This window comes from Hydrocarboniphaga sp., assembly GCF_965279055.1.
In the GTDB taxonomy this organism is placed as follows: Bacteria; Pseudomonadota; Gammaproteobacteria; order Nevskiales; family Nevskiaceae; genus Hydrocarboniphaga.
This window is the reverse complement of the sequence record NZ_OZ257125.1, coordinates 3,388,704-3,412,970: the sequence shown is the minus strand read 5'-3', so window position 1 is coordinate 3,412,970 and position 24,267 is coordinate 3,388,704. Positions and strand designations below refer to the sequence as shown.

22 protein-coding genes are annotated in these 24,267 nt (G+C 64.9%); 3 read left to right on the top strand and 19 right to left on the bottom strand.

Annotation, left to right across the window (positions count from 1 at the left end):
• Nucleotides 1–21 precede the first annotated feature (21 nt).
• Nucleotides 22–807 (bottom strand): SDR family NAD(P)-dependent oxidoreductase, encoded by a 786-nt coding sequence (locus ACQZF9_RS15405; RefSeq protein WP_428309846.1) that lies wholly within the window; start codon nucleotides 805–807, stop codon nucleotides 22–24.
• Between the two features lie 198 nt (nucleotides 808–1,005).
• Here ACQZF9_RS15405 and ACQZF9_RS15400 point away from each other — a divergent pair, with 198 nt between their 5' ends.
• Nucleotides 1,006–1,209 carry a hypothetical protein gene (locus ACQZF9_RS15400; RefSeq protein ID WP_428309845.1) on the top strand — a complete coding sequence of 68 codons (204 nt, stop codon included), beginning with the start codon at nucleotides 1,006–1,008 and terminating at the stop codon, nucleotides 1,207–1,209.
• A gap of 187 nt (nucleotides 1,210–1,396) precedes the next feature.
• Here ACQZF9_RS15400 and ACQZF9_RS15395 read toward each other — a convergent pair whose 3' ends face one another.
• From ACQZF9_RS15395 to ACQZF9_RS15375, 5 genes are all read right to left on the bottom strand, one after another.
• Nucleotides 1,397–1,981, bottom strand: a complete 585-nt coding sequence (locus ACQZF9_RS15395; RefSeq protein WP_428309844.1) for a TlpA family protein disulfide reductase — start codon at nucleotides 1,979–1,981, stop codon at nucleotides 1,397–1,399.
• A gap of 355 nt (nucleotides 1,982–2,336) precedes the next feature.
• Complete coding sequence (locus tag ACQZF9_RS15390) at nucleotides 2,337–3,383, bottom strand: AI-2E family transporter (protein WP_428309843.1); 1,047 nt, start codon at nucleotides 3,381–3,383, stop codon at nucleotides 2,337–2,339.
• A gap of 27 nt (nucleotides 3,384–3,410) precedes the next feature.
• Nucleotides 3,411–3,686: a polyhydroxyalkanoic acid system family protein gene (locus ACQZF9_RS15385; protein WP_428309842.1), complete on the bottom strand. Its 276-nt coding sequence runs from the start codon at nucleotides 3,684–3,686 to the stop codon at nucleotides 3,411–3,413.
• Between the two features lie 76 nt (nucleotides 3,687–3,762).
• Nucleotides 3,763–4,767, bottom strand: a complete 1,005-nt coding sequence (locus ACQZF9_RS15380) for an NAD(P)H-quinone oxidoreductase (protein ID WP_428309841.1) — start codon at nucleotides 4,765–4,767, stop codon at nucleotides 3,763–3,765.
• A gap of 132 nt (nucleotides 4,768–4,899) precedes the next feature.
• Nucleotides 4,900–6,078: an AI-2E family transporter gene (locus ACQZF9_RS15375; RefSeq protein WP_428309840.1), complete on the bottom strand. Its 1,179-nt coding sequence runs from the start codon at nucleotides 6,076–6,078 to the stop codon at nucleotides 4,900–4,902.
• 157 nt (nucleotides 6,079–6,235) lie between these two features.
• On the opposite strand from ACQZF9_RS15375, the gene ACQZF9_RS15370 reads away from it, so the two are divergent.
• Nucleotides 6,236–7,435 carry an MFS transporter gene (locus ACQZF9_RS15370; protein ID WP_428309839.1) on the top strand — a complete coding sequence of 400 codons (1,200 nt, stop codon included), beginning with the start codon at nucleotides 6,236–6,238 and terminating at the stop codon, nucleotides 7,433–7,435.
• Between the two features lie 37 nt (nucleotides 7,436–7,472).
• On the opposite strand, the gene ACQZF9_RS15365 is transcribed toward ACQZF9_RS15370, so the two are convergent.
• From ACQZF9_RS15365 to ACQZF9_RS15345, 5 genes are all read right to left on the bottom strand, one after another.
• Nucleotides 7,473–9,245, bottom strand: a complete 1,773-nt coding sequence (locus ACQZF9_RS15365) for a RecQ family ATP-dependent DNA helicase (RefSeq protein WP_428309838.1) — start codon at nucleotides 9,243–9,245, stop codon at nucleotides 7,473–7,475.
• A gap of 117 nt (nucleotides 9,246–9,362) precedes the next feature.
• Nucleotides 9,363–9,713: a glycine zipper 2TM domain-containing protein gene (locus ACQZF9_RS15360; protein WP_428309837.1), complete on the bottom strand. Its 351-nt coding sequence runs from the start codon at nucleotides 9,711–9,713 to the stop codon at nucleotides 9,363–9,365.
• A gap of 78 nt (nucleotides 9,714–9,791) precedes the next feature.
• Entirely contained in the window at nucleotides 9,792–10,628 is an 837-nt protein-coding gene (locus ACQZF9_RS15355) for a DUF3014 domain-containing protein (protein ID WP_428309836.1), read from the bottom strand.
• 76 nt (nucleotides 10,629–10,704) lie between these two features.
• Nucleotides 10,705–11,469 carry a DUF72 domain-containing protein gene (locus ACQZF9_RS15350; protein ID WP_428309835.1) on the bottom strand — a complete coding sequence of 255 codons (765 nt, stop codon included), beginning with the start codon at nucleotides 11,467–11,469 and terminating at the stop codon, nucleotides 10,705–10,707.
• A 205-nt stretch (nucleotides 11,470–11,674) separates the two neighbouring features.
• Nucleotides 11,675–11,950: a hypothetical protein gene (locus ACQZF9_RS15345; protein ID WP_428309834.1), complete on the bottom strand. Its 276-nt coding sequence runs from the start codon at nucleotides 11,948–11,950 to the stop codon at nucleotides 11,675–11,677.
• A 321-nt stretch (nucleotides 11,951–12,271) separates the two neighbouring features.
• On the opposite strand from ACQZF9_RS15345, the gene ACQZF9_RS15340 reads away from it, so the two are divergent.
• Nucleotides 12,272–13,681 carry a cytochrome P450 gene (locus ACQZF9_RS15340; RefSeq protein WP_428309833.1) on the top strand — a complete coding sequence of 470 codons (1,410 nt, stop codon included), beginning with the start codon at nucleotides 12,272–12,274 and terminating at the stop codon, nucleotides 13,679–13,681.
• A 97-nt stretch (nucleotides 13,682–13,778) separates the two neighbouring features.
• Here the strand turns inward: ACQZF9_RS15340 and ACQZF9_RS15335 are convergent, their stop codons facing one another.
• The 8 genes from ACQZF9_RS15335 to ACQZF9_RS15300 all read right to left on the bottom strand — a co-directional run bounded on the left by ACQZF9_RS15335 (nucleotide 13,779) and on the right by ACQZF9_RS15300 (nucleotide 24,258).
• Nucleotides 13,779–14,513, bottom strand: a complete 735-nt coding sequence (locus ACQZF9_RS15335) for a PaeR7I family type II restriction endonuclease (RefSeq protein ID WP_428309832.1) — start codon at nucleotides 14,511–14,513, stop codon at nucleotides 13,779–13,781.
• Entirely contained in the window at nucleotides 14,513–16,174 is a 1,662-nt protein-coding gene (locus ACQZF9_RS15330; RefSeq protein ID WP_428313441.1) for an Eco57I restriction-modification methylase domain-containing protein, read from the bottom strand. The genes ACQZF9_RS15335 and ACQZF9_RS15330 overlap by 1 nt, the downstream gene beginning before the upstream one ends.
• A gap of 362 nt (nucleotides 16,175–16,536) precedes the next feature.
• On the bottom strand, nucleotides 16,537–17,373 hold the full coding sequence (locus ACQZF9_RS15325; RefSeq protein WP_428309831.1) for a 5'-3' exonuclease: 837 nt from the start codon (nucleotides 17,371–17,373) through the stop codon (nucleotides 16,537–16,539).
• A gap of 12 nt (nucleotides 17,374–17,385) precedes the next feature.
• Nucleotides 17,386–17,880 (bottom strand): hypothetical protein, encoded by a 495-nt coding sequence (locus ACQZF9_RS15320; RefSeq protein ID WP_428309830.1) that lies wholly within the window; start codon nucleotides 17,878–17,880, stop codon nucleotides 17,386–17,388.
• Nucleotides 17,877–19,031 carry an aminopeptidase gene (locus ACQZF9_RS15315; RefSeq protein ID WP_428309829.1) on the bottom strand — a complete coding sequence of 385 codons (1,155 nt, stop codon included), beginning with the start codon at nucleotides 19,029–19,031 and terminating at the stop codon, nucleotides 17,877–17,879. The genes ACQZF9_RS15320 and ACQZF9_RS15315 overlap by 4 nt, the downstream gene beginning before the upstream one ends.
• Before the next feature lie 14 nt (nucleotides 19,032–19,045).
• Nucleotides 19,046–20,023: an MBL fold metallo-hydrolase gene (locus ACQZF9_RS15310; protein ID WP_428309828.1), complete on the bottom strand. Its 978-nt coding sequence runs from the start codon at nucleotides 20,021–20,023 to the stop codon at nucleotides 19,046–19,048.
• A complete protein-coding gene (locus ACQZF9_RS15305; protein ID WP_428309827.1) occupies nucleotides 20,020–20,985 on the bottom strand; it encodes a response regulator transcription factor in 966 nt (321 codons plus the stop codon). The genes ACQZF9_RS15310 and ACQZF9_RS15305 overlap by 4 nt, the downstream gene beginning before the upstream one ends.
• A 198-nt stretch (nucleotides 20,986–21,183) precedes the next feature.
• Entirely contained in the window at nucleotides 21,184–24,258 is a 3,075-nt protein-coding gene (locus tag ACQZF9_RS15300) for an efflux RND transporter permease subunit (RefSeq protein WP_428309826.1), read from the bottom strand.
• Nucleotides 24,259–24,267 lie beyond the last annotated feature (9 nt).

Here is a 24,267-nt window from a genome sequence, read left to right as displayed (position 1 = left end):
CGGCAGATGTTCGCGTTCGGGCTACGCCACCACGCTCTTGTGCAGGGACGCCACCACCTTGCGCAGCAACCACCGTGGCCCCAGCCGTGGCGCGATCGCCAGCAGCTTGTTGCGCCACTTGGGCACGATGATCGCCGGATTGCGCTCCATCGCCGCGACCGTGATCCGCGCCACTTCCTCGGGGCTCATGATCAGCTTGTCCGGCGCGGCTTTCTCGATCGCGATGTTGGCCTTGGCAAAAAACGGGCTGCGCGTGGTGCCGGGGCACAGCACCGAGACTTTCACGCCGCGCTCCGCCAGCTCCTCACGCAGCGACTCGGACAGGATGATGACAAAGGACTTGCTCGCCGCGTAGTTGCTCATCCACGGCCCGGGCATGAAGCCGGTGATCGAGGCGACGTTGAGGATGTGGCCGCCGCCGGCGCGCGCCATCTGGCCGCCGATCGCATGGCACAGCTGCGTCAGCGACAGCACGTTGACCATCAGCAGGTCGCGCTCGGCCTGCCAGCTCTGGTCGACGAAGGCGCCGGCGGTGGCAAAGCCCGCGTTGTTGATCAGCCGCGCGACGCGCAGGCTGTCGCGCTCGATTCCGGCGATCAGCGCGCTCACCGAGGCGCTGTCGGCCAGATCGCAGACGCGCTCCAGCACCTCGACCCCGTGCTGCGCGCGCAGCGTGGCCGCGGTGTCGGCGAGCGCCTCGGCGCGGCGCGCGACCAGCAGCAGCGCGTCGCCGCGGCGGGCGAACTCGTGAGCCAGCGCCAGGCCGATGCCGCTGGTGGCGCCGGTGATCAGGGTGTAAGCGGTCATGTCCGTTTGATCCGTTTGAGCAAAAGTCGAGGCGGCTCCGATGATGCTTGATCCGCCCGCGTTTTGAACCGGGCCGGCACTAGTAAAAAAATCGGGGCGACGACGCGATAACATGCCGCTGCCGTGGTCCAAGCCGGACCTGCCCGATCCTCCACCGGTATTCCTTCGATGCGCGTGACACCGAGACTCGCTTTGCTGATGCTGTCCGCCCCGCTGCTGCTCAGCGCCTGCGCCAGCGAGCGCTGGACTTACAGCGCACCCGGCGTCGACCAGAAGGCGATGGAGGCCGACCGCAGCGCCTGCGAAGAGGAATCCGGCATCGTGCGCCTCGGCGACGAACAGAAGGCGCTGGCGCAGCAGTGCATGATGACGCGTGGGTACACGATGAAGAAGGTGCAGTAGCGTCTAAACCGCCCTTGTTCTCCGACAATAAAGTCAGAGACGACCGCGTCGCCGTCCTTTGCTGCGGAGGTCCGCCGCCCCGGTGACATTTGGGGCGGTAGCCTCTAGCGTCGAGGCTCAAGCGCTGCAAAGCAATTGCTTGTAGCTAATTTCGGGCGGGATTCGCCAATGTCCCCTCCGCGTTCTGCTACTTCTTCGACGTGGCCGCTTCCTCTGCTTCGAGCATTCGCGACATGTCGATTGACAGCCAAACATAGTTGCTCGCGATCGGCGATGTTGCGAAAAGGTCGGTCAGCGCCTTGCGTTCCTCGATACAGGGCGGACACCACGTAGCAAAGTATTCGACCAACAAGTATTTCTTAGCGGGGATTGATTTAAGCGTAATTGGATCGCCCTTGGCATCGATCAGACCCATGGTGTTTTCGGACACATCGGCTCCGTAGACGATTTTGACGCAGTCTTTTGGAGGCTCTCCCCCTTCACCTGACTCGCCAGATGGAGAGATACAACAAAAAGCATCCCCGACTTTCGCTTTCAGATCGGTCAACTCGGATGGCCACTGCTCTTGGGCGATCAGGTTGCCTTTCGAATCGTACAAAAACGTACGTGGGAGCGTTATGCGGCCGAAGGTCGCTAGCTTGCTATCTGAATAGTGCCCGTCGATTCGGATGAACTTCGAATCTGCTGCTTTGGCGCAATAGCTATAGACGATGCTGAAAATTGAAAGCGCAAACGTCAACGAGATGCTTCCGATGACGGGGAAATTTTTCATAGCCATAGTCAGAGCTAAATCAATTTACTGGAGTCAAAGGGCGGATAGCGTCTTTTTTTACGACAGAAATTGCGTTGAGTCCAACTCAAGGTTGACGCACGGACCGACGATTCTCGGCGGTGGCTCAGATTGCCTAAGACTTTTAATGCCGCGCCCGGAGCGCGGCGCTCAACTTGCGGTCAATTATCTTCGGCTTCATGCGTAAGTCGGCTCTGCTGATTCGTTGAAACGTCGTTCTAATTGTCTCCAGCTTTATCGGTAAGGAACATCCGCTGTCATTCCCGCGAAGGCGGGAATCCAGGGATGAAAGCGTTGCTCTGTCCGCCACTGGATTCCCGCCTTCGCGGGATGACCGCTACGCCGCTTCCAGGCGCTGCAGATAGAACCGGCGGTATGCCAGCAGCGCCAGCGCGAACAGTGGCGGCGCGATCAGTACGCCGAGCAGGCCGCCCCAGCTGCCGATCACCAGCATGAAGATCAGCAGCGGCATCGCCGGCAGCGCGGCCTGGCCGCTCATCACCAGCGGCAGGATCACGTTACCTTCGAGCTGTTGCGTGACGACGAACACGGCGATCACCCAAGGCAGCCGGCCCGGGTCCGAGGCCAGGGTCACTAGACTTGCAAAGATCACGACGATGGCGATGCCGGCATACGGGATGATGCCGAGCAGGCCAGTGAGCAGGCCGAACAGCAGCCAGTAGTCGACGCCGACCAGCCACAGGCCGATCGCGGTGAGGCTGCCGATGATCGCCATGTCGATCAGCTGCGCGTGAAACCAGTTGCGTATCGTCTGCGCCGCTTGCTGCATGAAATCCGCGGCGGTGTCGCGATGCGCCGGCGCAAAAGACTGGAGCAGGCCGTGGTAGTAGCGCTCGGCATCGACCGCGGTATACAGACCGATGATGAAGGCGAAGATCAGCGCGCCGAACACGCTGAGGCCGGACCAGGCGCCCTGGAACAGCTTGCCGCCGATGGTGCGGGCGGTGTCGGCGATGTTGAACGAGGAGCTGCCGGCGTCGAGCCAGGGATAGCGTTCGAGCAGGCGGTTGGCGATGCCCTGCAGCTTGTCGACGATCTGCGGCATGCGCTCGCCGAGCGAGTTCACCTGCGGTTCGGTGATCACGTAGATGCCGTAGCCGACGCCGCCGATCACCGCGATCGTGATCAGCACCACGACCACCGCGCCGACACCGCGCGGCAGCTTGAAGCGCGCCTGGAAATGCCGCAGCGGCGGCGCCAGCAGCACGCCGATGCCCAGGCCGATAGCGGCGCTGATGACGATGATTTTCAGCAGCAGCAGCGCGGCGATGATCGCCGCGATCAGCAGCAGGTAGTTGACGATCGCAATGCCGCTGGCGATCGCGCTGCGCTTTGCTGCTGCTGTTACGGCCGGCTCGTCCATGTGCCGGTTCGGGTCACTGCGCCGCGATCAGGCGAGCTTGCGGTCGAGTGCGGCGGTCAGCTCTTTTTCGATGCGGCCCTTCATCGGCTTGAGCAGCATGCCAAGCTTGGCGGTGATATGGAGGTCTTGCTCGGTGATCGCCATCTGCCCGGACAGGCCGCTGCGTTCGAACTTCAGCGTGTCGCCTTCCCAGTTGTGCTTCAGATCGAAATCCTTGGCCATCTTGCCGATCAGCGCGTCGACGATTTTCTTGGTTTCGGCAACGCTCTTGCCGTGCGCGCGCGTGATGTCGATGTCTGCCACGTTGTTCCCCTTGTGCTTTCTGATTACTGGAATACGAATTATCGCCCGGGCACTGAATCGGCCGTGAACTGAGCCATCAATGCTGCGCCAGCTGCAACACCAGCTTGCCGATGTGCGCGCTGCTTTCCATCATACGATGCGCCTCGACCACGTCGCCAAAATCGTAGACCCGGTGGATCAGCGGCGCGCAGCGGCCGGCGTCCAGCACCGGCCAGACCTGCTCGCGCAAGGCGCTGGCGATGGCGGCTTTCTGATCGGGCGTGCGGGGCCGCAGGGTCGAGCCGGTGAGCCGGGCGCGGCGCTTCATCAGCTCGCGCAGATCGAAGCCCTCGACCTTGGGGCTCTCGAGCGTGGCGATCTGCACCAGGCGTCCGTCCATGGCCAGCAGCCGCAGATTGCGCGGCGTATACGAGCCGCCGACCATGTCCAGAATCACGTCGACGCCCCGGCTGCCGCGTGCCTGCTTGATCACCGCCTCGAAATCCTGCTGGCGATAGTCGATCGCCAGATTCGCGCCGAGCTTTTCGCAGGCCGCGCATTTGTCGGCGCTGCCGGCGGTGGCGATGACCTCCGCACCGAATTCGCGGCCGAGCTGGATCGCCGTGGTGCCGATGCCGCTGCTGCCGCCATGCACCAGCAGGGTCTCGCCGCGCTGCAGGCCGCCGAGCTGGAACACGTTGGACCAGACGGTGAAATGATTCTCCGGCAGCACCGCGGCGCGCAGCGCATCGAAGCCCCGCGGCCACGGCAGGCAGTGGCGCGCATCGGCGACGCAGTACTCGGCGTAGCCGCCGCCATGGGTCAGTGCGCAGACCTTGTCGCCGGTCTGCAGTCCGACGACGCGCTCGCCGAGTGCGACGACTTCTCCGGCGACTTCCAGGCCGAGCACCGGGCTGGCATCGGCCGGCGGCGGATACGCGCCCAGGCGCTGCGCGATGTCGGGGCGGTTGATGCCGGCGGCGAGCACGCGGATCAGCACCTGGCCGGCCGCGGGCTGCGGCACCGGGCCGCGGGCGATGCGCATTGCCTCGGCGGCGCCGGGTTGGTCGAGGGCGACGTAGCGCATTTGGCTGGGGATCATGGGGCCTTCCGTTTTCCGAGATGCAATGGTCGCATCCTTCCGCACCCTGTAGGAGCGGACCCTGTCCGCGATTGAAGCTTCACCGGCACAGTCGCGGACTGGGTCCGCTCCTACACGTGCAGAGATCGGGCGCTATTTGTCCGACCCCAGCAGCTCCGCTATCGGCTGCAGCCGCTCGATGCGCTCGCACACCGCCATCACCGCCATCATGATCGGGATGCCGAGCAGCAGGCCGGGGATGCCCCAGAGCCATTCCCAGGCGATCAGCGCGACGAAAGTCGCGACCGCGTTGATGCGGCCGACTTTCTCGGTCAGCCAGGGCACCATGCCGAAGCCGACCAGGCCGGCGATCGCCAGCGTCACGCCGTCGACCAGCAGCACCGTGTGCAGCTCGGAGAACTGCAGATAGGCGAAGACCGACGACAGCAGGATCACCAGCGCGGTGCCGATATAGGGCACCAGATGCAGCACGCCGGCGGCGACGCCCCAGAAGAACGCGCTGTCGACGCCGATCACCCAGAACGCGACGCCGGTGAGCACGCCGACCAGCGCGCTGGTGCCGACCTGGATGACGATGTAGCGCTGAATCTGCGTGTCGATCTCGTCGAGAATCTGCACGGTGAGTTTCTTCTCGGTGAGCGTGTCGCCGCTGATCTTGACCAGCCGACGCTTGAACGAATGCCCGGAAATCAGCAGGAAATACGACAAGGCCAGCACCACGACGGTCTGGCCGAAGCCGGTCAGCACCGCGCCGGCGCCGTTCCACAGCACTTCGCGCAACTTGTCGGGCGAGGCACCGATGATTGCGTTGGTGCCCGGTGAATTCTGTTGCGACAGGCGCGCCGCATCGGGGTTGGTGGCCTTGCCGAATTCGTCGGCGGCAATGGTGATCTTGCGAAAAGCGCTGGTGCGGTCCAGCGAGGTGCGATGCAGCAGGCTCTCCAGCTTCTTGGTCGCCTGTGGCACGTTGTCGAGCAGGGTCGCCATCTGCGGCTGCAGCGCCGCGCCAAGATAGGCGACCGTGGACACCAGCAGCAGCAAGGCCAGCGCGGCCCCCAGCGCCGGCGGCAGGCGCAGGCGCTTCTTCAGCATGTTGACGAAGGGCGTCAGCGCGTAGCTCAGCGAAATCGCCAGCACCAGCGGAATGAACACCTGTTTGGCCCATTGCAGCAGATGGACCACCGCGACGAAGGCGATGATCGTCAGTGCCGTGCCGCGTATGTCGACCGGCCAGCGCAGCAGCGGCATCGCGGTGTGCTGCGTATCGGGCACACGATGCAGTTGCAGATTCCTGTCCGGCGGTAATGTCATTGCGGGCCCCGGCGCCGCGAGCGGCCAGGAAACTGGTCCGATTCCCGCCGCGCAGCGACAATAGAGTGCTGTACCACCCAAGACCTGAAATGAACGACTGTCGGCGCGCGTGTCGCCCCTTCGCTGAAAAATCTGGCGACACGCCCGCGTGCCGGCGATGAAAGACCGCCGTCGCGTCGCCGTGGTGCTGGCCGGCGCCGCGGCGTTCTTGAGCCTGTACGCCCCGCAATCGCTGATGCCGCTGCTGCACGCCTGGCTCGGCGCGAATGCGGCGCTCGCCGGCCTGATCGTCTCGGCCGGCACGTTCGGCGTTGCGGTCGCCGCGCCTTTTGCCGGCCTGCTGGCGGATCGCATCGGCCGGCAGCGCGTGATCGTGCTGGCGGCGTTCATCGTCGTACTGCCGACCGCCGCCGTGGCGCTGGCGCAAAGCCCGACGCAGCTGATCGTCGCGCGCCTGCTGCAAGGTATTTTTCTGCCTGGCATCTTCGGCGTCACTGTCGCCTACATCGGCTCGGAGTGGCCGCAGCAGCAGGCACGCAAAGTCACCGCGCTGTACGTGGCCGGCACCATCGGCGGCGGCTTTTGCGGGCGCTTCACCTCCGGCCTGGTCGCTGAATTCGCCGGCTGGCACTGGGGCTTCGGTGTGCTGGCTTTCGGCCAGCTGCTGCTGGCGATTGCGATCCGCGCCTGGCTGCCGCCGCAGCGTGAGCGCGTGCGCAGCATCAGCACGCCGCTGGCGACGATGCGCGCGCTGCTGCGTCGCGCCGAACTGCGCGGCGCCTACGCGGTCGGCTTCAGCCTGCTGTTCGCGCTCGTCGGGGGTTTCACCTATGTGACTCTGCGGCTGGCCGAGCCGCCGTTTTCACTGGGGCCAGCGGCCTTGTCCGCGATCTTCGCGGTGTATCTGATCAGCGTCTTCGTCACGCCCTTTTCGGGCAAGCTGCTGAACCGCTATGGCCACGCGCGCGTGCTGATGATCGCGTGGTCGATCACGGTCAGCGGCCTGGCCCTGAGCCTGTTGCCGCATCTGATGTCGATGATCGCGGCGCTGACCTTGTTCTCCGCCGGCCTGTTCATCGCGCAAACCGCGGCGACCAGCTTCGTCGCCGAAGCCTCGGGCGATGCGCGTGCCACCTCGGTGGGCCTGTACGTGCTGTTCTACTATCTCGGCGGATCGGTCGGCGGCGTACTGCCGGCACCGTTGTGGATGCACTTCGGCTGGCCGGGTGTCGCGGCGCTGATCGTCGCCGTCGGAGCGCTTTCGGTCACCATAGGCTGGCGCTCGTTCCGCTTTGCCTTGCGGCCGGCAGCCGACGCGCCGGCGCCGTTGCCGGAGGCGGGCGGCGAGGCGCCGTGATCGTGATTCCTTCCCGCGGTGGGGAAGGAGAGACGCATCAGGCGCTCTGCGCTTCCAGCGGCGCCGCGCGACGCGGACGCGGCGCGCGCGCGGCCGGCCGCAGATAGCTCTGCAGGAAAGTGCGCGAAGCGCCGTCGGCGAAGCGCACCGTTGCATGCGTGTCGGTGAGATCGGTGATTTCGCCGTGGCCGTAGCGGCTGACCCGCACGCGGTGGCCGGCGCAGAACGCTGGCGCCGCCGCTACCGGCTCGACGATCGCATCGCTCGCGTCGACCGGTAGCGGCTTGCGCTCGCGCCACGCCGCGTCGTTCTCGGCACGGCGCACGACGTTCGGATCGACACGGATGTCGGGGCGCTCGCAGTTGTCGCAATGGCCGCAGCGCGCGCGTTCGGCACGCACGCCGAAGTATTCCAGCAGCCGGCTCCAGCGGCACAGCGAGCTTTGCGCATACGCGATCATCTGCTCGAGCACGATCTGGTCGCGCTCGGCGCGCAGGGCGTAATCGTCGGCAATTTTCTGAAAGTCGAGCAGATCACCGACGGTCTCCGACAGGCGATAGCCGCCGTCCTCGGTGCGCAGCAGCAACCCGGCCTGTTCCAGCAGCTTCAAGGTGATGCGCAAACGACTCACGCCGAGTTTCGGCAGCGCTTCCTGCAGTGCTTTCAAGGTGGCGCGATCGCGATTCTGGGTTTCGCGGCACAGGGCGACCCAGACCGCGGAGAGCTCGTCGACACCCGGATAACGCCGCGCCAGGAAGAACTGCTGCACCTGCTTGTCGCGCGTGTCGAACATCAGCACGCAGTCCGCGGCTTTGCCGTCGCGGCCGGCGCGGCCGGATTCCTGGTAATAGGCCTCGAGGCTGCCGGGCATCTGGTAATGAATGATGAAACGCAGATCGGCCTTGTCGATGCCCATGCCGAAGGCGTTGGTCGCGACCATGATGCGACAGGCGCCGGACATGAAGGCGTCCTGATTGCTGTCGCGTTCGCGCGCGGTCAGGCGACCGTGATAGCGCGTGGCGTCGAGCTGCGCTCTCTGCAGGGTTTGGTGCAGCGCGTCGACGCTTTTCACCGTCGCGCAATAGACGATGCCGGCGCCTTCGGTCTTGCGCAGACGCTCGATCAGTGTGATCAGCTTGCGATCTTCGCCTTGCACCGGCAGCACTTCGTAGCGCAGGTTCGGGCGATACAGGCCGGTGTTGATCACGCGCAGCTTGGTCAGGCCGAGCTGGGTGCGGATGTCCTCGATCACGAGCGCGGTCGCGGTCGCGGTCAGCGCCAGCACCGGCGGCCGGTTCAGCGCGTTGATCGCGGTGCCGATCTCCAGAAACGCCGGACGAAAATCATGGCCCCACTGCGAGATGCAATGCGCCTCGTCGACCACCAGCAAGGCGACCGATTTTCCGCGCAGGATCTGCAGAAAGCGCTCGTCGGCGAGCCGCTCCGGCGTGACGAAGACGATGCCCTGGCGCATCGCGATGACGCTTTCCAGCATCGCCGCTTCCTGCTGCGTCGTCAGCGCGCTGTTGAGCTGCGCGTTTGCGATGCCGGAGACCGCGAGCTTCTCGGCCTGATCCTTCATCAGCGCGATCAGCGGCGACACCACCAGCGTGAGCCCGCTCAGGTGCAGTGCCGGCAACTGGTAGCACAGCGATTTGCCGGCGCCGGTGGGCATGATCGCCAGCGTGTCCCGGCCGGCGAGCACGCTGGTGATCACGCGCTCCTGCCCGGGGCGCCAGCCTTCAAGCCCGAAGCGTTGCGACAGGGTTTCTCGCAGAGCACTCACGCCGAGCGCCGATGCCATCGTCATCACGGAACCTGCAGTGTTGGAGAAGCAAATAAAGACGGGGGTCGCGTCAAAGCAGCCGGCGCATTGAGCGTGCGGCTGCCTTGATTACAAAGTGTGAAGCGTTCCGGCGGTGACCGATCAGCCGACCGGACGGCAGACCTTGCGCTCGGTGCTGTCGCTGTTTTCTGTGCGGTTATCGTTGTACTTCTTGCCGGCATAAGCGCCGGCACCGGCGCCGACGACCGTGGCCACGTCGTTGCCCTTGCCGCCGCCGATCTGATGACCGATGACACCGCCGGCGACAGCGCCGATCAGCGGGTCGCGCACCGGATGGCCGTCATCGCCCTTGACCTGCTCGTAATGGCATTCGACGCGCTTGCCGTCGTCGTTGACGTAGGTGTCGGCCATCGCCGGCACCGCAAAGGCGGCAGCGAACAGCGCACAGGCGCTGACGGCGAGGCGACGCTTTTGATGATTGAAGACATCCATGTCTTGATCCTCCGTGTCGTATGAGGATCAAGTTAGGCTTCGGCGATGAATTCGCCGTGAACCCCGACGGGATGGCCGCTACGGCGACTCCGCCGCCGTCGCGCGATGCGTGGCGATGCGCGCGCGCAGTTCGCGCAGCTTGGCCTTGACCACCTCGGCGTTCTCCGGGCCGATGCGGATCAGCGCCTTCTGCCCGGCCGACAGCGACTCCAGCGCCGGGTCGGCAAACTGGTAGAACACTTTCGGCCGCGTCAGCGGGATCGCCCCGGCAATTTCCGGCGTCGCCAGCAGGTGATCGATCACCTGCACCAGGCGATCGTTGAAGTATTGGCCCGGATGCCCCAACTCCTCGTAGGCGCTTTGAAACAGCGGGTAATAGCGGAAATACACCTCGCTCACGCGCTTGGCGTCCGCCATTTGCACGGCCTCGACAAAGCCGGCGTAGCGGGCCGCATTGCCGGCGGACAGCGTATAGCTGCCCTCCGCCTGCTGCTGCGCGACGAAGCCGCCGTCGATCTTGCGGATCGGCCGCACGCGCATCGGCAGGCTGGCTTCCGGCAGGTTGTCGATCATCGCGACGAAGCGCCGGATGATGTCGGTCGGAATCAGGAAGGCCTCGACCGGCGCGGTGTCGAACAGGCCGATCAGCGACTGGCGCATCTCCGCGTCGCTGGACGCGAGCAAGGGCAGCGGCGGGGCAGGCGGCGCGGTTTCGGACGGTGGCGGCGTCACCGGAACCGGGTTCTGCGGTGTGTCGTCCGCGGCCGGCGGCGCTGGCGTGGTCACGGCCGCGGGTGCCACCACTTCGGCGGACGGCTGCGCGTCCTGCGCCGTTTTGGCGAAGAAATACCAGGCCGCCGCGACGACTGCCGCCACGATGATGATGACGGGCAGTGCCCAGTCGCGCGCCTTCATGCTCGCATCCTTTGACTATCGTTTGTCTTGGTACGGCCCAAGACTTGAAGACCGCAGCGCCGCTGTCAAGCCCGCGTCAGCCGGGCGCGAGTTTCTTCAGCAGCGCCTGCGCCGCGCCGGGTGCGCGTTCCTTGGCGCCATTGATGAAGTAGACGAACACGTCCAGGCCCTGTTTCGACCAAGCCGTGGCGCGCCTGTGCAGCGCGCTCAGCGCGGCCGGCGCATAGCCGGTCGCGCGTTGCGGCTCGCTGCACATCTGTCGCAGATAGACGAAATCCGCGGTGATTTCATCGAAGTTCGGATAGTCCGGCGAATCGGTGAACACCGTTGCCAGGCCATGTTCGCGCAGCAGCGTGAAGAACGCCGGCGTGTGGAAGCTGGCGTGACGCGCCTCGATCACGTGACGCAGGCGCTGCTTGCCGATCTTGTGCGGCAGCAAAGCCGCGAACGCGGCGAAGTCATCGGCGTCGAAGCGATGCGACGGCGCCAACTGCCAGAGCAGCGGCCCGAGGCGCGTGCCGAGTTCGGCGACACCGCCTTCGACGAAGCCGCTCACCGCGTCCGCGCCTTCGGCGAGCACGCGCCGCTGCGTGGTGTAGCGCGGCGCCTTCACCGAAAACACGAAGCCTTCGGGTGTCTGATCGCGCCAGGATGCGAAGTGGGCCGGTGTCGGCGCGCGGTAGAAACTGCCGTTGATCTCGATGGCCGTCATCACGCGGCTGGCATGCGCCAGCTCGTTCTTCTGCGGCAGATCGTCGGGGTAGAACACGCCGCCGCGCCAGGGCGCGTAAGTCCAGCCGCCGATGCCGACCCTGATCGTCCCGGATTTCTGCAGGCTCATTCGCACCCTGATCTACATGCATGGCGAGCGCGCATCATGCGCAGCGGTCGCGCCGTCACGCAGAAGGCACCGGAACCCTTGCGAGCCCGGTGCCACGCGTCCCTGCGACTCATGCCGCCATCCTTGGCGGCCTCGATCAAGATGCCTGCGATGCTCTGAATTGCGCGTGAACTCTCGCCGCGCGCAACCGAACCGGCGGCGAGTCTTATTCGAAGAAGTATTCGTCCTTGCACAGCTTGCCGTCGTGGTTGGCGTCGCGCGTCTGCAAACGCTTTTCCAGCTGCGAGCCGGGCTTGATTTCGCCGGCTTCGAGGCAGCCGTCGCCGTTCTTGTCTTCGTAGTCGGTGTTGTTGACGGCCAGCGGGCTGCCCGGCGGATACGAGCTGCCGACACCGGACTTGGAATAGGTGTTGTCGGCCGAGGCGACGCCGGCGGACAGGGACAGGATCAGGGCCAGGCAGGAAATCGAAGTCTTGTTCACGCTAACGCTCCAAAATAGAAACTAATGGTGGGTAGCGCGTCGTTGCGCATCAGGCTGGCCGGCTGGCCGGGGTGCGGACCTGGTTTGCCGCACGGCTGCATTACCGTACGGCACGCATTTGCCAAGCAAAAAGCAAACCGACCAGGGCGTCATCTGAAAAAAGTTCCATATGGATACAAACTCCTCCCACCCGGGCCGGGCGGATTTCGGGGGAGGCTCCCCGGAAACTAGTCCGATGGGATCATGGAGCGCCGCGGCGGCGGCTGCACCATGCCAGCGATTCGAGCCCGCTTTCGTGCGCGAACCTGGAGAAACCCGCCGATGAATACCGCCACCCAGTCCGCCCCGTCCGCCGCACCCCATTCCACGCCGCCCGCTGCACCGGTGGCGATCGTGCCGACGCCGCGCGTGCCCGGCCTGCCGCTGCTCGGCAATGCGCTGGCCATGGCCAAGGGACCGGCGCAGTTCTTCGTCGACTGCTATCGCAAGTACGGGCCGGTGTTCCAGGTGAACCTGCTCGGCAACGACTACAAGGTCATCGCCGGCGTCGAGGCGGCCAACTTCATGGGCACGCGCGAGGGCCGCGACGCGCTGCGCTCCAAGGAATTCTGGCAGGGCCTGGTCGCCGAATACGGCGCGACGCGCACCCTGACCGGCGAAGACGGTGAGAGCCACAAGCAGCTGCGCGACATCATGCGCAGCGGCTATTCCAAGGAATCGATCAAGGGCCGCTACGACGAGCTGGTCGAGATCACCGACGGCGCGCTGGCCCGCGACTGGAAGACCGGCCAGCTGGTGCCGGTGGTCGAGGCGATGCAGTACATGGTCGTCGACCAGCTCGGCAAGATCCTCACCGGCGCCGCGCCGCTGGAATACGTCAAGGACATCCGCACCACGATCCTGCACATCCTCAACGTGCTGGTCACGCGTCAGCGGCCGAAATTCCTGCTCAAGCGCCCGACCTACAAGAACGCGAAAGCGCGCGTGTACGAGCTGGGCGCGAAGATGATCGAGGAAGCCAAGGCGCGCTACACCACGGTGCCGCCGGAGGAGCGCAACCTGATCGACGACGTGATGGCCGCGCACATGGAACACCCGGAGATCATGCCGGCGCAGGACCTGATCATCACGCTGACCGGCCCCTACGTCGCCGGTCTCGACACCGTGGCGAACACGACGGCCGCGATCGTCTACACCGTGCTCAAGCACCCGGAAGTCAAGCAGCGCGTCTACGCCGAAGTCGACGCGCTGTTCGCCGGCGGCACGCTGGACGAGGAGACGATGATGAAGGCGATTCCGTCGCTCAACGGCGCGATCATGGAGACGATGCGGCTGTATCCGATCGCCGTCGCGCAGATGCGCACGGCGACCAAGGACTTCGTGTTCCAGGGCCACCAGATCAAGGAAGGCGAGCTGATGTATGTCGGCACCAGCGTGCCGCACTTCATGCACGAGTATTACCCCGAGCCCGAAAAGTTCGACATCGACCGCTACCAGCGCCCGCGCGCCGAGCACCTGGTGCCCGGCGTGTACTCGCCCTACGGCCGCGGGCCGCACACCTGCCTGGGCAAGAGCTTGGCGGAAGTGCAGATCGCGCTGTCGATGGCGCGGCTGTTCTACAAGCTGGACCTGGAGTTCGAAACGCCGAACTACGTGCTGAAAACCAAGACGGCGCCGACGCCGGGGCCGTCGATGGACTTCAAGGTGCGGGTGAAGGGGTTGCGGCACTGAGGCTGCGCCATGCTAACCGCGTTCGTTGCGAGCTAATGCGGCCCTGGCAGAAAATACGAAGCCGCGACCCGGCCTAGACGCACTAGCTGAGGGAGCTTCACTTGGCGGCTTCCGTCGCGACGTGACCTGCCAGTGCGGCAACAAAGGTCTTGAGGCCGGTTAGCTTAGACATTTCGCTGTAGTCACCGGTCGAAACCGCGGCGCGGGGAGAGGCTAAAACTGCTGCAGCTGTATACAACTGCTCGCGGATCAGGCGCTGGCAAAGGATGTCGTATCGCTGGAGATACGAGGCCTTGATGAACTCTTTGAATACCGGGAAGTGAGGGCAGCGATCCGTAACAGGCCGACGGGATTCAGGGGCATCCTCGACCATCATCATCCAACCCACGAACGGCTTGGTTTGCTGACCGAACGCTCCCTCTCGATAGCCTGTCCACAGATCGTGCGCAGTGCCGATTGCCTCCTCGGTGCGGTTGTTGAAGTTGTTCCCGAAGGACGGTCCAACTTGGCTCTTCAACTCGATTGCGGCGATCAGCCGGCCCTCGTTTATGACTAGCACATCCCATAGTTTGGTGGGCCGGAAATACCCCGGAAGCGTCAGTAAAGCTCTCTGCTGATGGATCTGTGCGTGCGCGAGTCCGTTGGCTCTGACCAGATCAATGAACAGGGCAAGGAAGCCGTCCAAATTCTTGCCGGCCGTTACCCCAGATCGCTCGCCTTGATCGGCTTTCCCAGACTCCAGTTGCTTCTGGCGAGCCTTTTCGCGGTTGCCCCAGAACGCCATCGTCGCCTCTCGGGCCTTGGTTTCGTAATTGCACAGATCGATAGCCATCAGGTCCCGTTGCCCCCCAAGGCAGCACGCTCATTTTCGTCCAAACCATACAGTTCAAAGACTGCTTGATTGCAGGCTACAAGGTCCATCTTTTCTGCTGCCAACCGCAGACGAGTACGCATCTTCGCCGGTACCTTCGACCAGTCCGGTAGGCGTATGCGCCGGAGGTACTGGGCTTGAAAGCGCAGGTAGCCGCCCCGCATTTTGGTCGAGTAGACGCCGACGAAAAGACGCGCGATGCCTGACATAAGCACCGCCTGAAGCGCCTTAAGGTCCCACGTATCGGACGTGATGAAATACAGGTTGTGATGCGGATACAGGCCCTCGTTCTCGTACACGACGTGAGCCTCTCCCTTGATATCCGGAATCAGCAACTTTGGCTTTTGAGCGAGCGCAGGATAGATCCGGTCGATGGTGCGGTACCAGTTGTTGGGTGCCTTCTGAGCGACGTGACGCCCTGCAATATCGCTGCGACGGGCTTCCAGATAGCCCCTCAGTAGAGGGTATTCGGCCAGATCAACCAGCCCTCCATCTGGCGCGAACGGATTCACCACGCCGAGTCCTCGCCAACGCACCGAACCATCGACAATGTCCCGCGTCATGGCCAGCGGCAACTTTCGATCCGCCTCGACTTCGAGGTCTTCGTATGGTCCGATGAATGCCTTATCCGCTCCAGTAGCGACCCCAATTCCAACCTTGCATCCGGCATCTTCCAGTAGAGGAAAATCGCGTTCCAGGCGCCGAATCAGCGCTAGCTGATCAGACGATTCGAGTATCCACGGCTCACTTCCTACCGCAACTTTCTTGAGCTCTTTTACACTTGATCCCTCATCTAGAGCCTCCGAAGAAAGCAGCTGGCTAGCCAGGGCATGCAAAGCGGCAGCATCTATCAGCGGCCGGTGCGCGGTGCGCGTTGAGTCACCAGCCTCCCGGGCAATTACGAAGATCGCGGGATAGGCAATCACGTCTGTATGGAAGGCTTGCGTGTCTACCATGTCGACATAAATCTTCAGGCTGAAATCGTTCGCGACAAGCTGACGTAGTGGGCCTCCATATCGATTCTTCATCCAGCGATCGGCACAGATAAAGCCTAGCCGACCACCCGGTGACAGGCTGTCCAGCGCTCTTTCAATAAAAGGTACGTAGAGGTCGGCTCGATCATAGATGGTGTGGTAGCGAGACCGATATTCCGCCAGCAGCGCGTCAGCAATTAGCTCCTGTCGGACATAGGGCGGATTGCCGATGACGACGTCAAACGGTGCTTCCAGTGGGGCCAGTAGAAAGTCTCCATAGACCAACCAATCCTGAGCGAGAGACTCCGAATCCTTCTGCGAAATTCCGGCACCGCGCAGAGCAACAATGACCAGGCCGCGCGTCTTTTCGAAGGTGTCCCAATGCAGTTCTACGGCCCGAATAGCCGGGCTCAAAGTCGAGTACGGCGAAGGCGAGCCGGCCCGTTTCCAGGCGGTTAGTAGTCGGTCCAATGCTGGCAACAGGAAATCGCCGGCACCGAAGGAAGGCTCCAGCAATCGCAATTGGATCAGCGGCCGATCGATGGTGTAGCCGGCGAGGTCAAGCAGAAAGTCGACCACCTCGCGCTTTGTGAAGATGGCGCCGCGTTGCTCGGCTCCCGCGCTGGAGAGCGCCTCCACCGCTTTCATGACCTCGCAGTCGCCGAAAAGCGAAGGGGTCCTGATTTCAGCGCGCGGAAGGATCTGTGTAGTTGCCATGTCTTTTAATGATAGAGAGTTTAATCGCCGTCATCGGGGCCAGAGCAAAATCCTGTATACCCCGGGGAAAGCCATGCACCGACCCTGCACACTGTACCTGCACCTACCGCGGCGAGAGGTGCAGCACGTTCCGGAAAGGGCTTGGCCAAAAATGAGATCATTCCAGTGTCGAACTCCACTCAATGCCACGCCGAGTTCGATAGGGCCGCGCCAGCAGCCCAGACTGGTAGGGCCTCTGCTTCTGGGCCCACTGCAGGTGGTTCCGGATAGCCGATGCCTGGGCTGGCGGGTAATCAGCTGCGGGACGCAGTCTTGTCGGCCAGACGCTCCACGCGCGCCTGCAAGCGCGGATCGATTTTCTCGGCGACCGCGGCGAAGCTCGGCTGCGGGCCGCGCCAGCGCAGCTGATCGACGTCGTCGAGCACGGGGGCGTCCTTGACCAGCGTCGCGAGCTGTTTGAACAGCAGCGCCTGTTCCAGTGAATCGCCGAGCACCGAGGGCGGGAATTGCTCGATGGCGCCGTGCTGCCGCAGCAGGCGCGCGGCGGTTTTCGCGCCGAAGCCCTTGATGCCCGGATAGCCGTCGGCGCTGTCGCCGACCAGCGCCAGATAGTCCGCGATCAGCGCCGGCGGCACGCCGAATTTGGCTTCGACGGCGGCGGCGTCGCGCGTCGCGCCGCTCTTGCGATCCATCTGCACGACGCGCTCGCCGACCACGCATTGCGCCAGGTCCTTGTCCGGGGTCCATATGCAGACGCGCTCGACGTTCGCTTCTGCCGCGCAGCGATGCGCGGCAGAAGCCAGCGCGTCATCGGCTTCGAGAGTGACCATCGGCCAGACCCTCACGCCGAGCGCATTCAGCGCCTGCTCCAGCGGCTCGAACTGCGCCCACAGCGCCGGCTCGATGCCGTCGCCGGTCTTGTAGCCGGGCCACAGATCGTTGCGGAAGGATTCGATCACGCGATCGGTGGCGACGCCGATATGCGTGGCGCCGCCTTCGATCATCTGCAGCACGGTGTTGAGCACGCCGACGACCGCGCCATAAGGCCGGTCTTCGCCCTTGGTGAAACGGCGCAGGCCATAGAAATGGCGGAACAGCTCGTAAGTGCCGTCGACCAGATGGACGATCATTCAGAGGTTCCTCTAGCGGCCGTAGGCGTCGTCGCAGAGTCGGTGCAGCTCGCCGAAAGCGTCGGCGATTTTCGGCAGGTCGTCGGGTTGCGGCGCCAGCACCGAGGTGTCGCCGATCTTGACACTGTCGTCGTGGCTGCCGCCCTTGGTGTCGAGCTGGATGCAGTCGGTGGTCGCCTGGCAGTACAGCGCGACCGAAGGCCCGCCTTGCCACACCGGCACGACGTCGGCGATCGGCACGGTCTGGCGTACCAGCTCGCCGCCCTGCACCGCGGTGCGGCTGATCGTCAGCTCGCAGCCGTCGCGCGAAAACGTGTAGGACCACAGGAAGAACTGGCCGCTGCGTTGCCAGCCTTCGCCGGCCTGGCGATTGAGTTTTTCCAGGATGAAGCGATTGGCGTCGCGGCGCTCGGTCGAGGTCTTGTCGCCGCCGCCGAAGGCGCACAGCAGCGGCAGCAGGCTGATCGCCGATGCGGCTTTTGCGAGGCGCCGAAGTTGCGGGCTCAAGATGGCGTTTCCGTGGCGGCGAGTTGCTTCAGACGCGCGAGCCGCGCCTGCGGTTCCAGCTCGCCCAGGGTTTTTGCCGCCGCGTAGAACGCGTCCCAGTCATCGTGGTTCTGCTTGAACAGCGCGGCGAACGCCGGCACCCATTGGTCGTAGAGACCGAATGGCAGCAGCCGCGCGTTGTTCAGCGGCTCGGCGAAGAAGTTGTCGTAGCCCTTGTAGCCGGCCCATTGCGTGTCGCGCAGCTGGTGATAGCGCTCGACCAGGCCGTCGAACTCGGCCTGTTTCAGCGTACGCAGCTGCGCCGGATCTTTCGTCGACGCATAAGCTTTTTCCAGGCGCATTCTGCCGTCGAGGATCAGCTCGACGAATTCGCGGCTGCGCTTTTCGTAGGCCACTTCCTGGGCCGAGTCGAGCCCGTGGCCGGGCGCGTACTGGCTCAGGCCCTGCTGCTCGACGAAGTTGGCGAAGGACTCGTTGAACGCGGTGTCGTTCTTGACATAGAGCTTCTGGTGGCCGAGCTCGTGGAACAGGGTGCCGATCAGATGCGCGTCCGACCAGCGCATCATCGTGTTGATCACCGGGTCGTCGAACCAGCCCAGTGTCGAGTAGGCAGCGACACCGCCGACGTCGGTCTCATAGCCTTTTTCGCGCAGCCCGGCGGCATGGGCTTCGGCGGCTTTCTCATCGTAGAAGCCGCGATACGCCAGGCAGCCGGCAATCGGGAAACAGGACTCGACCGGCTGCAGCGAAAACTCCGGCGTCGCGAACACGTTCCAGACCACGTAGTCGCGGTGCACGTCGGCGTACAGCGTATAGCTCTTGTTGTCCGGCAGGTGCAGCGCGCCGACTGCGTAGCGCCGCGCGTCCTGCACCTTGGCCAGGCGCTCGCGCAGCCGCGCGTCACGCGAGCTGTCCTGCACGACTTCCGTAATCGGCTCGCGGCTGGACATCAGCTGGTACTGGCCGCGCGCGAGCTGCAGGTAGTAGTCGGTGGTGGAGCAGGCGCTGAGCAGCGCGGCGATGCAGAGCCAGACCCCGCTCCTCCCGAGTAGCCGCGATGCGGCGTATCGAGGGACCGACGAGGCCCGCTGTGTCCCTCGATACGCGCCTGCGGCGCTACTCGGGAGGAACGCGGTACGGTGGATCGGCAAGCGCGTCCTGCGAACTAGTGCGACACGGACTGCTTGTCCAGCCAGACGACCAGGCCCTGGGCGTTGAGCTCCAGATCGAACTCCAGCCAGTCGCGCGCCAGCGGCTCGGCGATGTCGACTTCACGCAGACGCAGCTGCTGCAGGCTCCAGTCGTACAGCGCCTGCTTGATCGCGGCGTGGCGCTGCGCGCCGAGCGCGGCGGCGTCCAGCGCGATGCGCTGGTAGTCGGCCAGGCCGGCGCGCAGTTCGCCGGCCAGCTTCGGCACGTCCTGCACCGCGCCGTAATGCGTCAGGTACATCTGCCGCGGCTCGTGCGACAGATAGCGATCCAGCGTCTGTTCCCAGGCCTCGGGCTCGAACTGCACCGGCGTCGTCGTCGGCATCAGCCACGGGCCTCGCGGGCCGTCGAACACGCGATAAGAAAGACCAAAGGTGTCGCCGGTGAAGAAGCCGCGGCTGGCCGGGTCCCACACCGAGAAATGATGGCGCGCGTGGCCGGGCGAATCGACGAACAGCAGCTCGCGGCCACCGAGATCGAGTTTGTGGCCGTCGTCGGCGACGATCACGCGCGACTCCGCGATCGGCAGGATCTCGCCGTACATTTGCTTGACCGCCGCCGCACCGTAAACCGCGGTGGCGCCGGCGATCAGCTTGCTCGGGTCGATCAGGTGGCGCGCGCCGCGCGGATGCACCACCAGCTGCGCATTCGGCAGCTCGCGCATCAGCAGGCCGGCGCCGCCGGCATGGTCGAGATGCACGTGCGTCGGGATCACGTAGCGCACTTGCTCGCGTTTGACGCCCATCTGATCCAGCCGTGCCAGCAGGCCGGGCACGCCGGGTGAGGTGCCGCATTCGATCAGCGCGGCCTCGTCACCCTGCTGCAGCAGATAACAGCAGGCCAGGCCCGCGCGCATCTGCTCGGTGTCGATGCAGGTGATGCCGTGGCCCAGCGACTGCGCCGCGGGCAGGGCTGTATTGGCGGCGGTGCTCATGCGCGCTCCGCCGGTCGCGTCGCGGGTTCCGCGGCCGGCGGACGCCGCACCAGGTCGACCAGATCTTCGCGGCGGTAGATGCCGAGCTTGCGATAGATGCGCGAGGCGTGATTGGCGACGGTCGATACCGCGATGTCGTACTGGCGCGCGACGCTCTTGAAGGTCTTGCCGTTGCCGAGTGCGCGCGCGATCTGCTGCTCGCGCGGCGACAGGCCGTCCAGCGGCAGCGGCCGGCGCGCATGCAGCTGGAACAGATTGCCCAGCGGCGAAATGCGGAAATGCAGCGGGCCCTGGAAGAAGGCCTCGTCGCCTTCCAGTGCCGGCACCGGGATCGCGAACGGCAGCTTGACGAAGTCCCTGTCGGCCGCGCTTTCCTTGGCCACCAGGTCGCGGAAGCGGCCGCTGGCGGCGTAGATGGTGCCGCGCGAGTCGACCACCGCGGCGCTGCCGCGATTGGTGCGGCCCAGCGACAGCAGCCACTCGTCGCGCTGGATGTATTGATGCAGCGCCAGCGCGCCGGCTTCGGCCAGGTGGCGCAATGCGCGGCCGCACAGCGGCGCCGACGGCGCGGCCGCGTTGAAGTACAGCATCAGCACGCTGTTCAGCGCGCCGCCACGATGCAGCTGGCTTTCGGCGATCAGGGTCTTGGCGCCGGGCAGGCCGCGCGCGAGCAGGGCGGGGGGCACCGGCGACATCGACGTCATGCCGTCGCCCGGCGCCAGGTTCAGCGAGATTGCCTGCGCGCGCTCGACGCCGAGCTCCGGCGGGTAGAGCGAGAATTCGCCGCTATTGCCTTCGGAGCGCGTCAACCAGGCCGCGCCGACGGCACCGCTCCACTGCACGACTTCTTTCAACGCAATGACGCGAAAATCCTGCCACTCGCATTCCACGGCAAGCCGGTACAGGGTCGGAATCAGTTCATCCAGACTGCGCGCTTCTGCTGCGGTCAAGTGGTCTGCCATGCATTCCCTCGCGCCCTGGTTCGGGTCGTATAGCGTTTGCGCCCGGCAGCTGCCCGGTCTCGACCAGGGCGACCTACGCGTCAGCTGTAGATATACCATGCGACCGATGCGGATGGCAGCCGAGCAAGGCCCCGGCAAGCCCGATCGAGCGCGTCGTTCCCGCGCAAGGCGGGAACGACGCAGGCAGACGGGCCTATCTCAACGCTCGCCGCTGCGCGGCACGCGGAACCAGGCGGCGTAGAGCGCCGGCACGAACAGCAGGGTCAGCAAGGTCGCGGCGATCAGGCCGCCCATGATCGCCACCGCCATCGGTCCGAAGAACTCGGAGCGCGACAGCGGGATCATCGCCAGCACCGCGGCCGCGGCGGTCAGCGCGATCGGACGGAACCGGCGCACGGTGGCGTCGACGATCGCGTGTGCCGGCGTGTGGCCGGCCTTGATGTCCTGCTCGATCTGATCCACGAGAATGACCGAGTTGCGCATGATCATGCCGGCGAGCGCGATTGTGCCGAGCATCGCGACGAAGCCGAAGGGTTTGCCGAACAGCAGCAGCGCCACGGCGACGCCGATGATGCCCAGCGGCGCGGTCAGGAACACCAGCGCGGTGCGCGAGAAGCTTTTCAGCTGGATCATCAGCACCGCCAGCACGCTGAGCAGGAACAGCGGCATGCCGGCGTTGATCGAGGCACTGCCCTTGCCGCTGTCCTCGACCGTGCCGCCCACCTCGATGCGATAGCCGCGCGGCAGCTTCAGCGCGTTGATCTGCGGCATCAGCTGGCTGACCACTTCGGGCGGCTGCGTGCTGCTGTAGATGTCGGCGCGCACGGTGACGGTGGGCACGCGGTCGCGGCGCCACAAGATGCCGTCCTCGAAACCGCTGTCGATATGCGCCAGCTGCGCCAGCGGCACGGTGACGCCGCTCGGCGTCGGGATCGCCAGCGAGCCGAGCAGATTGAGGTGTTCGCGCTCGGCGACCGGGCCGCGCAAGGTGATCGGAATCAGCTTGTTTTCTTGGCGGAACTCGCTGAGGTTGGTGCCGTTGATCGAGCCGCTGATCACCTGGGCCAGGTCCGACGAGCTCACGCCGAGTTCACGCGCGCGGTCCTGGTCGATGCTGACGCGGATCACCTTGGAGCGTTCCCAGGTGTCGAGATGAATGCCGGCGGCCTGCGGATTGGCGCGCATGATTTCGGCAACCTGCTGGGCGATGCCGCTGGCGACGCTGCGGTCCGGGCCGGACACGCGGAACTGCAGCACATAGCCCACCGGCGGGCCGTTCTCGAGCCGGTTGACGCGCCAGCGCAGATCGGGGAACAGGCTGGGCAGAAGGTCCAGCAGCTGGCCGCGCAGCTTCTCGCGGTCCTTGATGCTCTTGGTGTTGATGACGAACTGGGCGAAGCTCGCCGCCGGCAGCTGCTGGTCCAGCGCCAGATAAAAGCGCGGCGTGCCGGAGCCGACGTAGGCGACGAAGTTCTCGATGCCGTCCATCTTCTTCAGCTGCGTCTCGAGGCGCCGGGTGGCCTCGTCGGTGGCATCCAGCGATGCGCCTTCCGGCAGCTTCAGATCGACCAGCAGTTCGAGCCGCGTCGACGACGGGAAGAACTGCTGCGGCACGGTGCCGAAGAGCACGATCGCGCCGACGAAGATGCCCAGGGTCGCGCCGATGGTGACCCAGCGATGGTCGACGCAGGACTGGCAGAAACGACGGAAACCGCGGTACAGCCGCGTGTCGTAGACGTCGTGATGATGGGTCGGGTCGGTATCGACCGCGGCGCCGCGGCGCATCGGATGTTCGGGCAGCAGGTAGTAGCCGAGCAGCGGCACGAACACCACGGCCGCGATCCACGACAGCAGCAGCGCGATCGTCACCACCTGGAAGATCGAGCGCGTGTATTCGCCGGTGCTCGACGCGGCCGTCGCGATCGGCAGAAAACCGGCCGCGGTGATCAGCGTGCCGGCGAGCATCGGGAACGCGGTGCTGGTGTAGGCGAACGCGGCGGCCTTGACCCGCGACATGCCCTGCTCGAGCTTCACCGCCATCATCTCGACCGCGATGATCGCGTCATCGACCAGCAGGCCGAGCGCCAGCACCAGCGAGCCCAGCGAAATCTTGTGCAGGTCGATATGGAAATAGCGCATCGCGATGAAGGTCATGCCCAGCACCAGCGGGATCGTCAGCGCGACCACCAGGCCGGTGCGCAGGCCCAGGCTGATGAAGCTGACCGCGAGCACGATCGCCACCGCCTCGATCAGCGAGCGCACGAACTCCTCGATGCCGCGCGTGACCGCACGCGGCTGGTCGGCGACCCGCGTCAGGCTCATGCCCAGCGGCAAGCCCGCGCTGATGTCGGCGATCTCGGCGTCGAGCGCCTTGCCGAGCCGGATGATGTGGCCGCCTTTTTCCATCGACACCGATACGCCGATCGCGCGCTCGCCGTCGACACGCATGCGCGTGGCCGGCGGGTCCTGGTAGCCGTGGTAGACGTTGGCGACATCGCCCAGGCGCAGCGTGGCGTTGCCGGACGAAATCGGCAGATTGCGCGCGTCTTCCAGCGTCATCAGCCGGCCGCTGACGCGCACGTAGATGCGCTCCTGCCGGGTGTCGAAGCTGCCGGTCGCGGCGACCGCGTTCTGCGCCTGTAGCGAGGCGACGATATCGTTCAGCGGGATGCCGAGCTCGCCACGCTTGGCGTTGGCCAGGTCGATGAACAGACGCTCGTCCTGCAAGCCGAGAAAATCGACCTTGGCGACCTGCTTGACGCGCAGCAGGCGCTCGCGAATGCGGTCCGCATAATCCTTCAGCTCTTCATAGCTGAAGTCCTTGCCGGTCAGCGCATAGATGTTGCCGTAGGTGTCGCCGAACTCGTCGTTGAAGTTCGGGCCGATGATGTTCGCCGGCAGTTTGTAGCGGATATCGCCGATCTTCTTGCGCACCTGGTAGAACGATTCCTGCATCGCCGACGGCGGCAGATCGTCGCGGATGATGATCGTGATCACCGACTCGCCCGGGCGCGAGTAGGAGCGCACGTAGTCCAGCGTCTCCAGTTCCAGCAGCTTTTCTTCGATCTTGTCGGTGACCAGGCGATCGACCTCGTCGGCGGTCGCACCCGGCCACTGCGTCTGGATCACCATCACGCGAAACGTGAATGGCGGATCTTCGGACTGGCCCAGGTCAAAGTAGGCCTGCGTGCCGATGACCGCGGCCAGCACCATGAAAAAGATCACCAGGCTGCGATTGCCCAGCGCCCATTCGCTCAGATTGAATCCACCCATCGTCGTGCT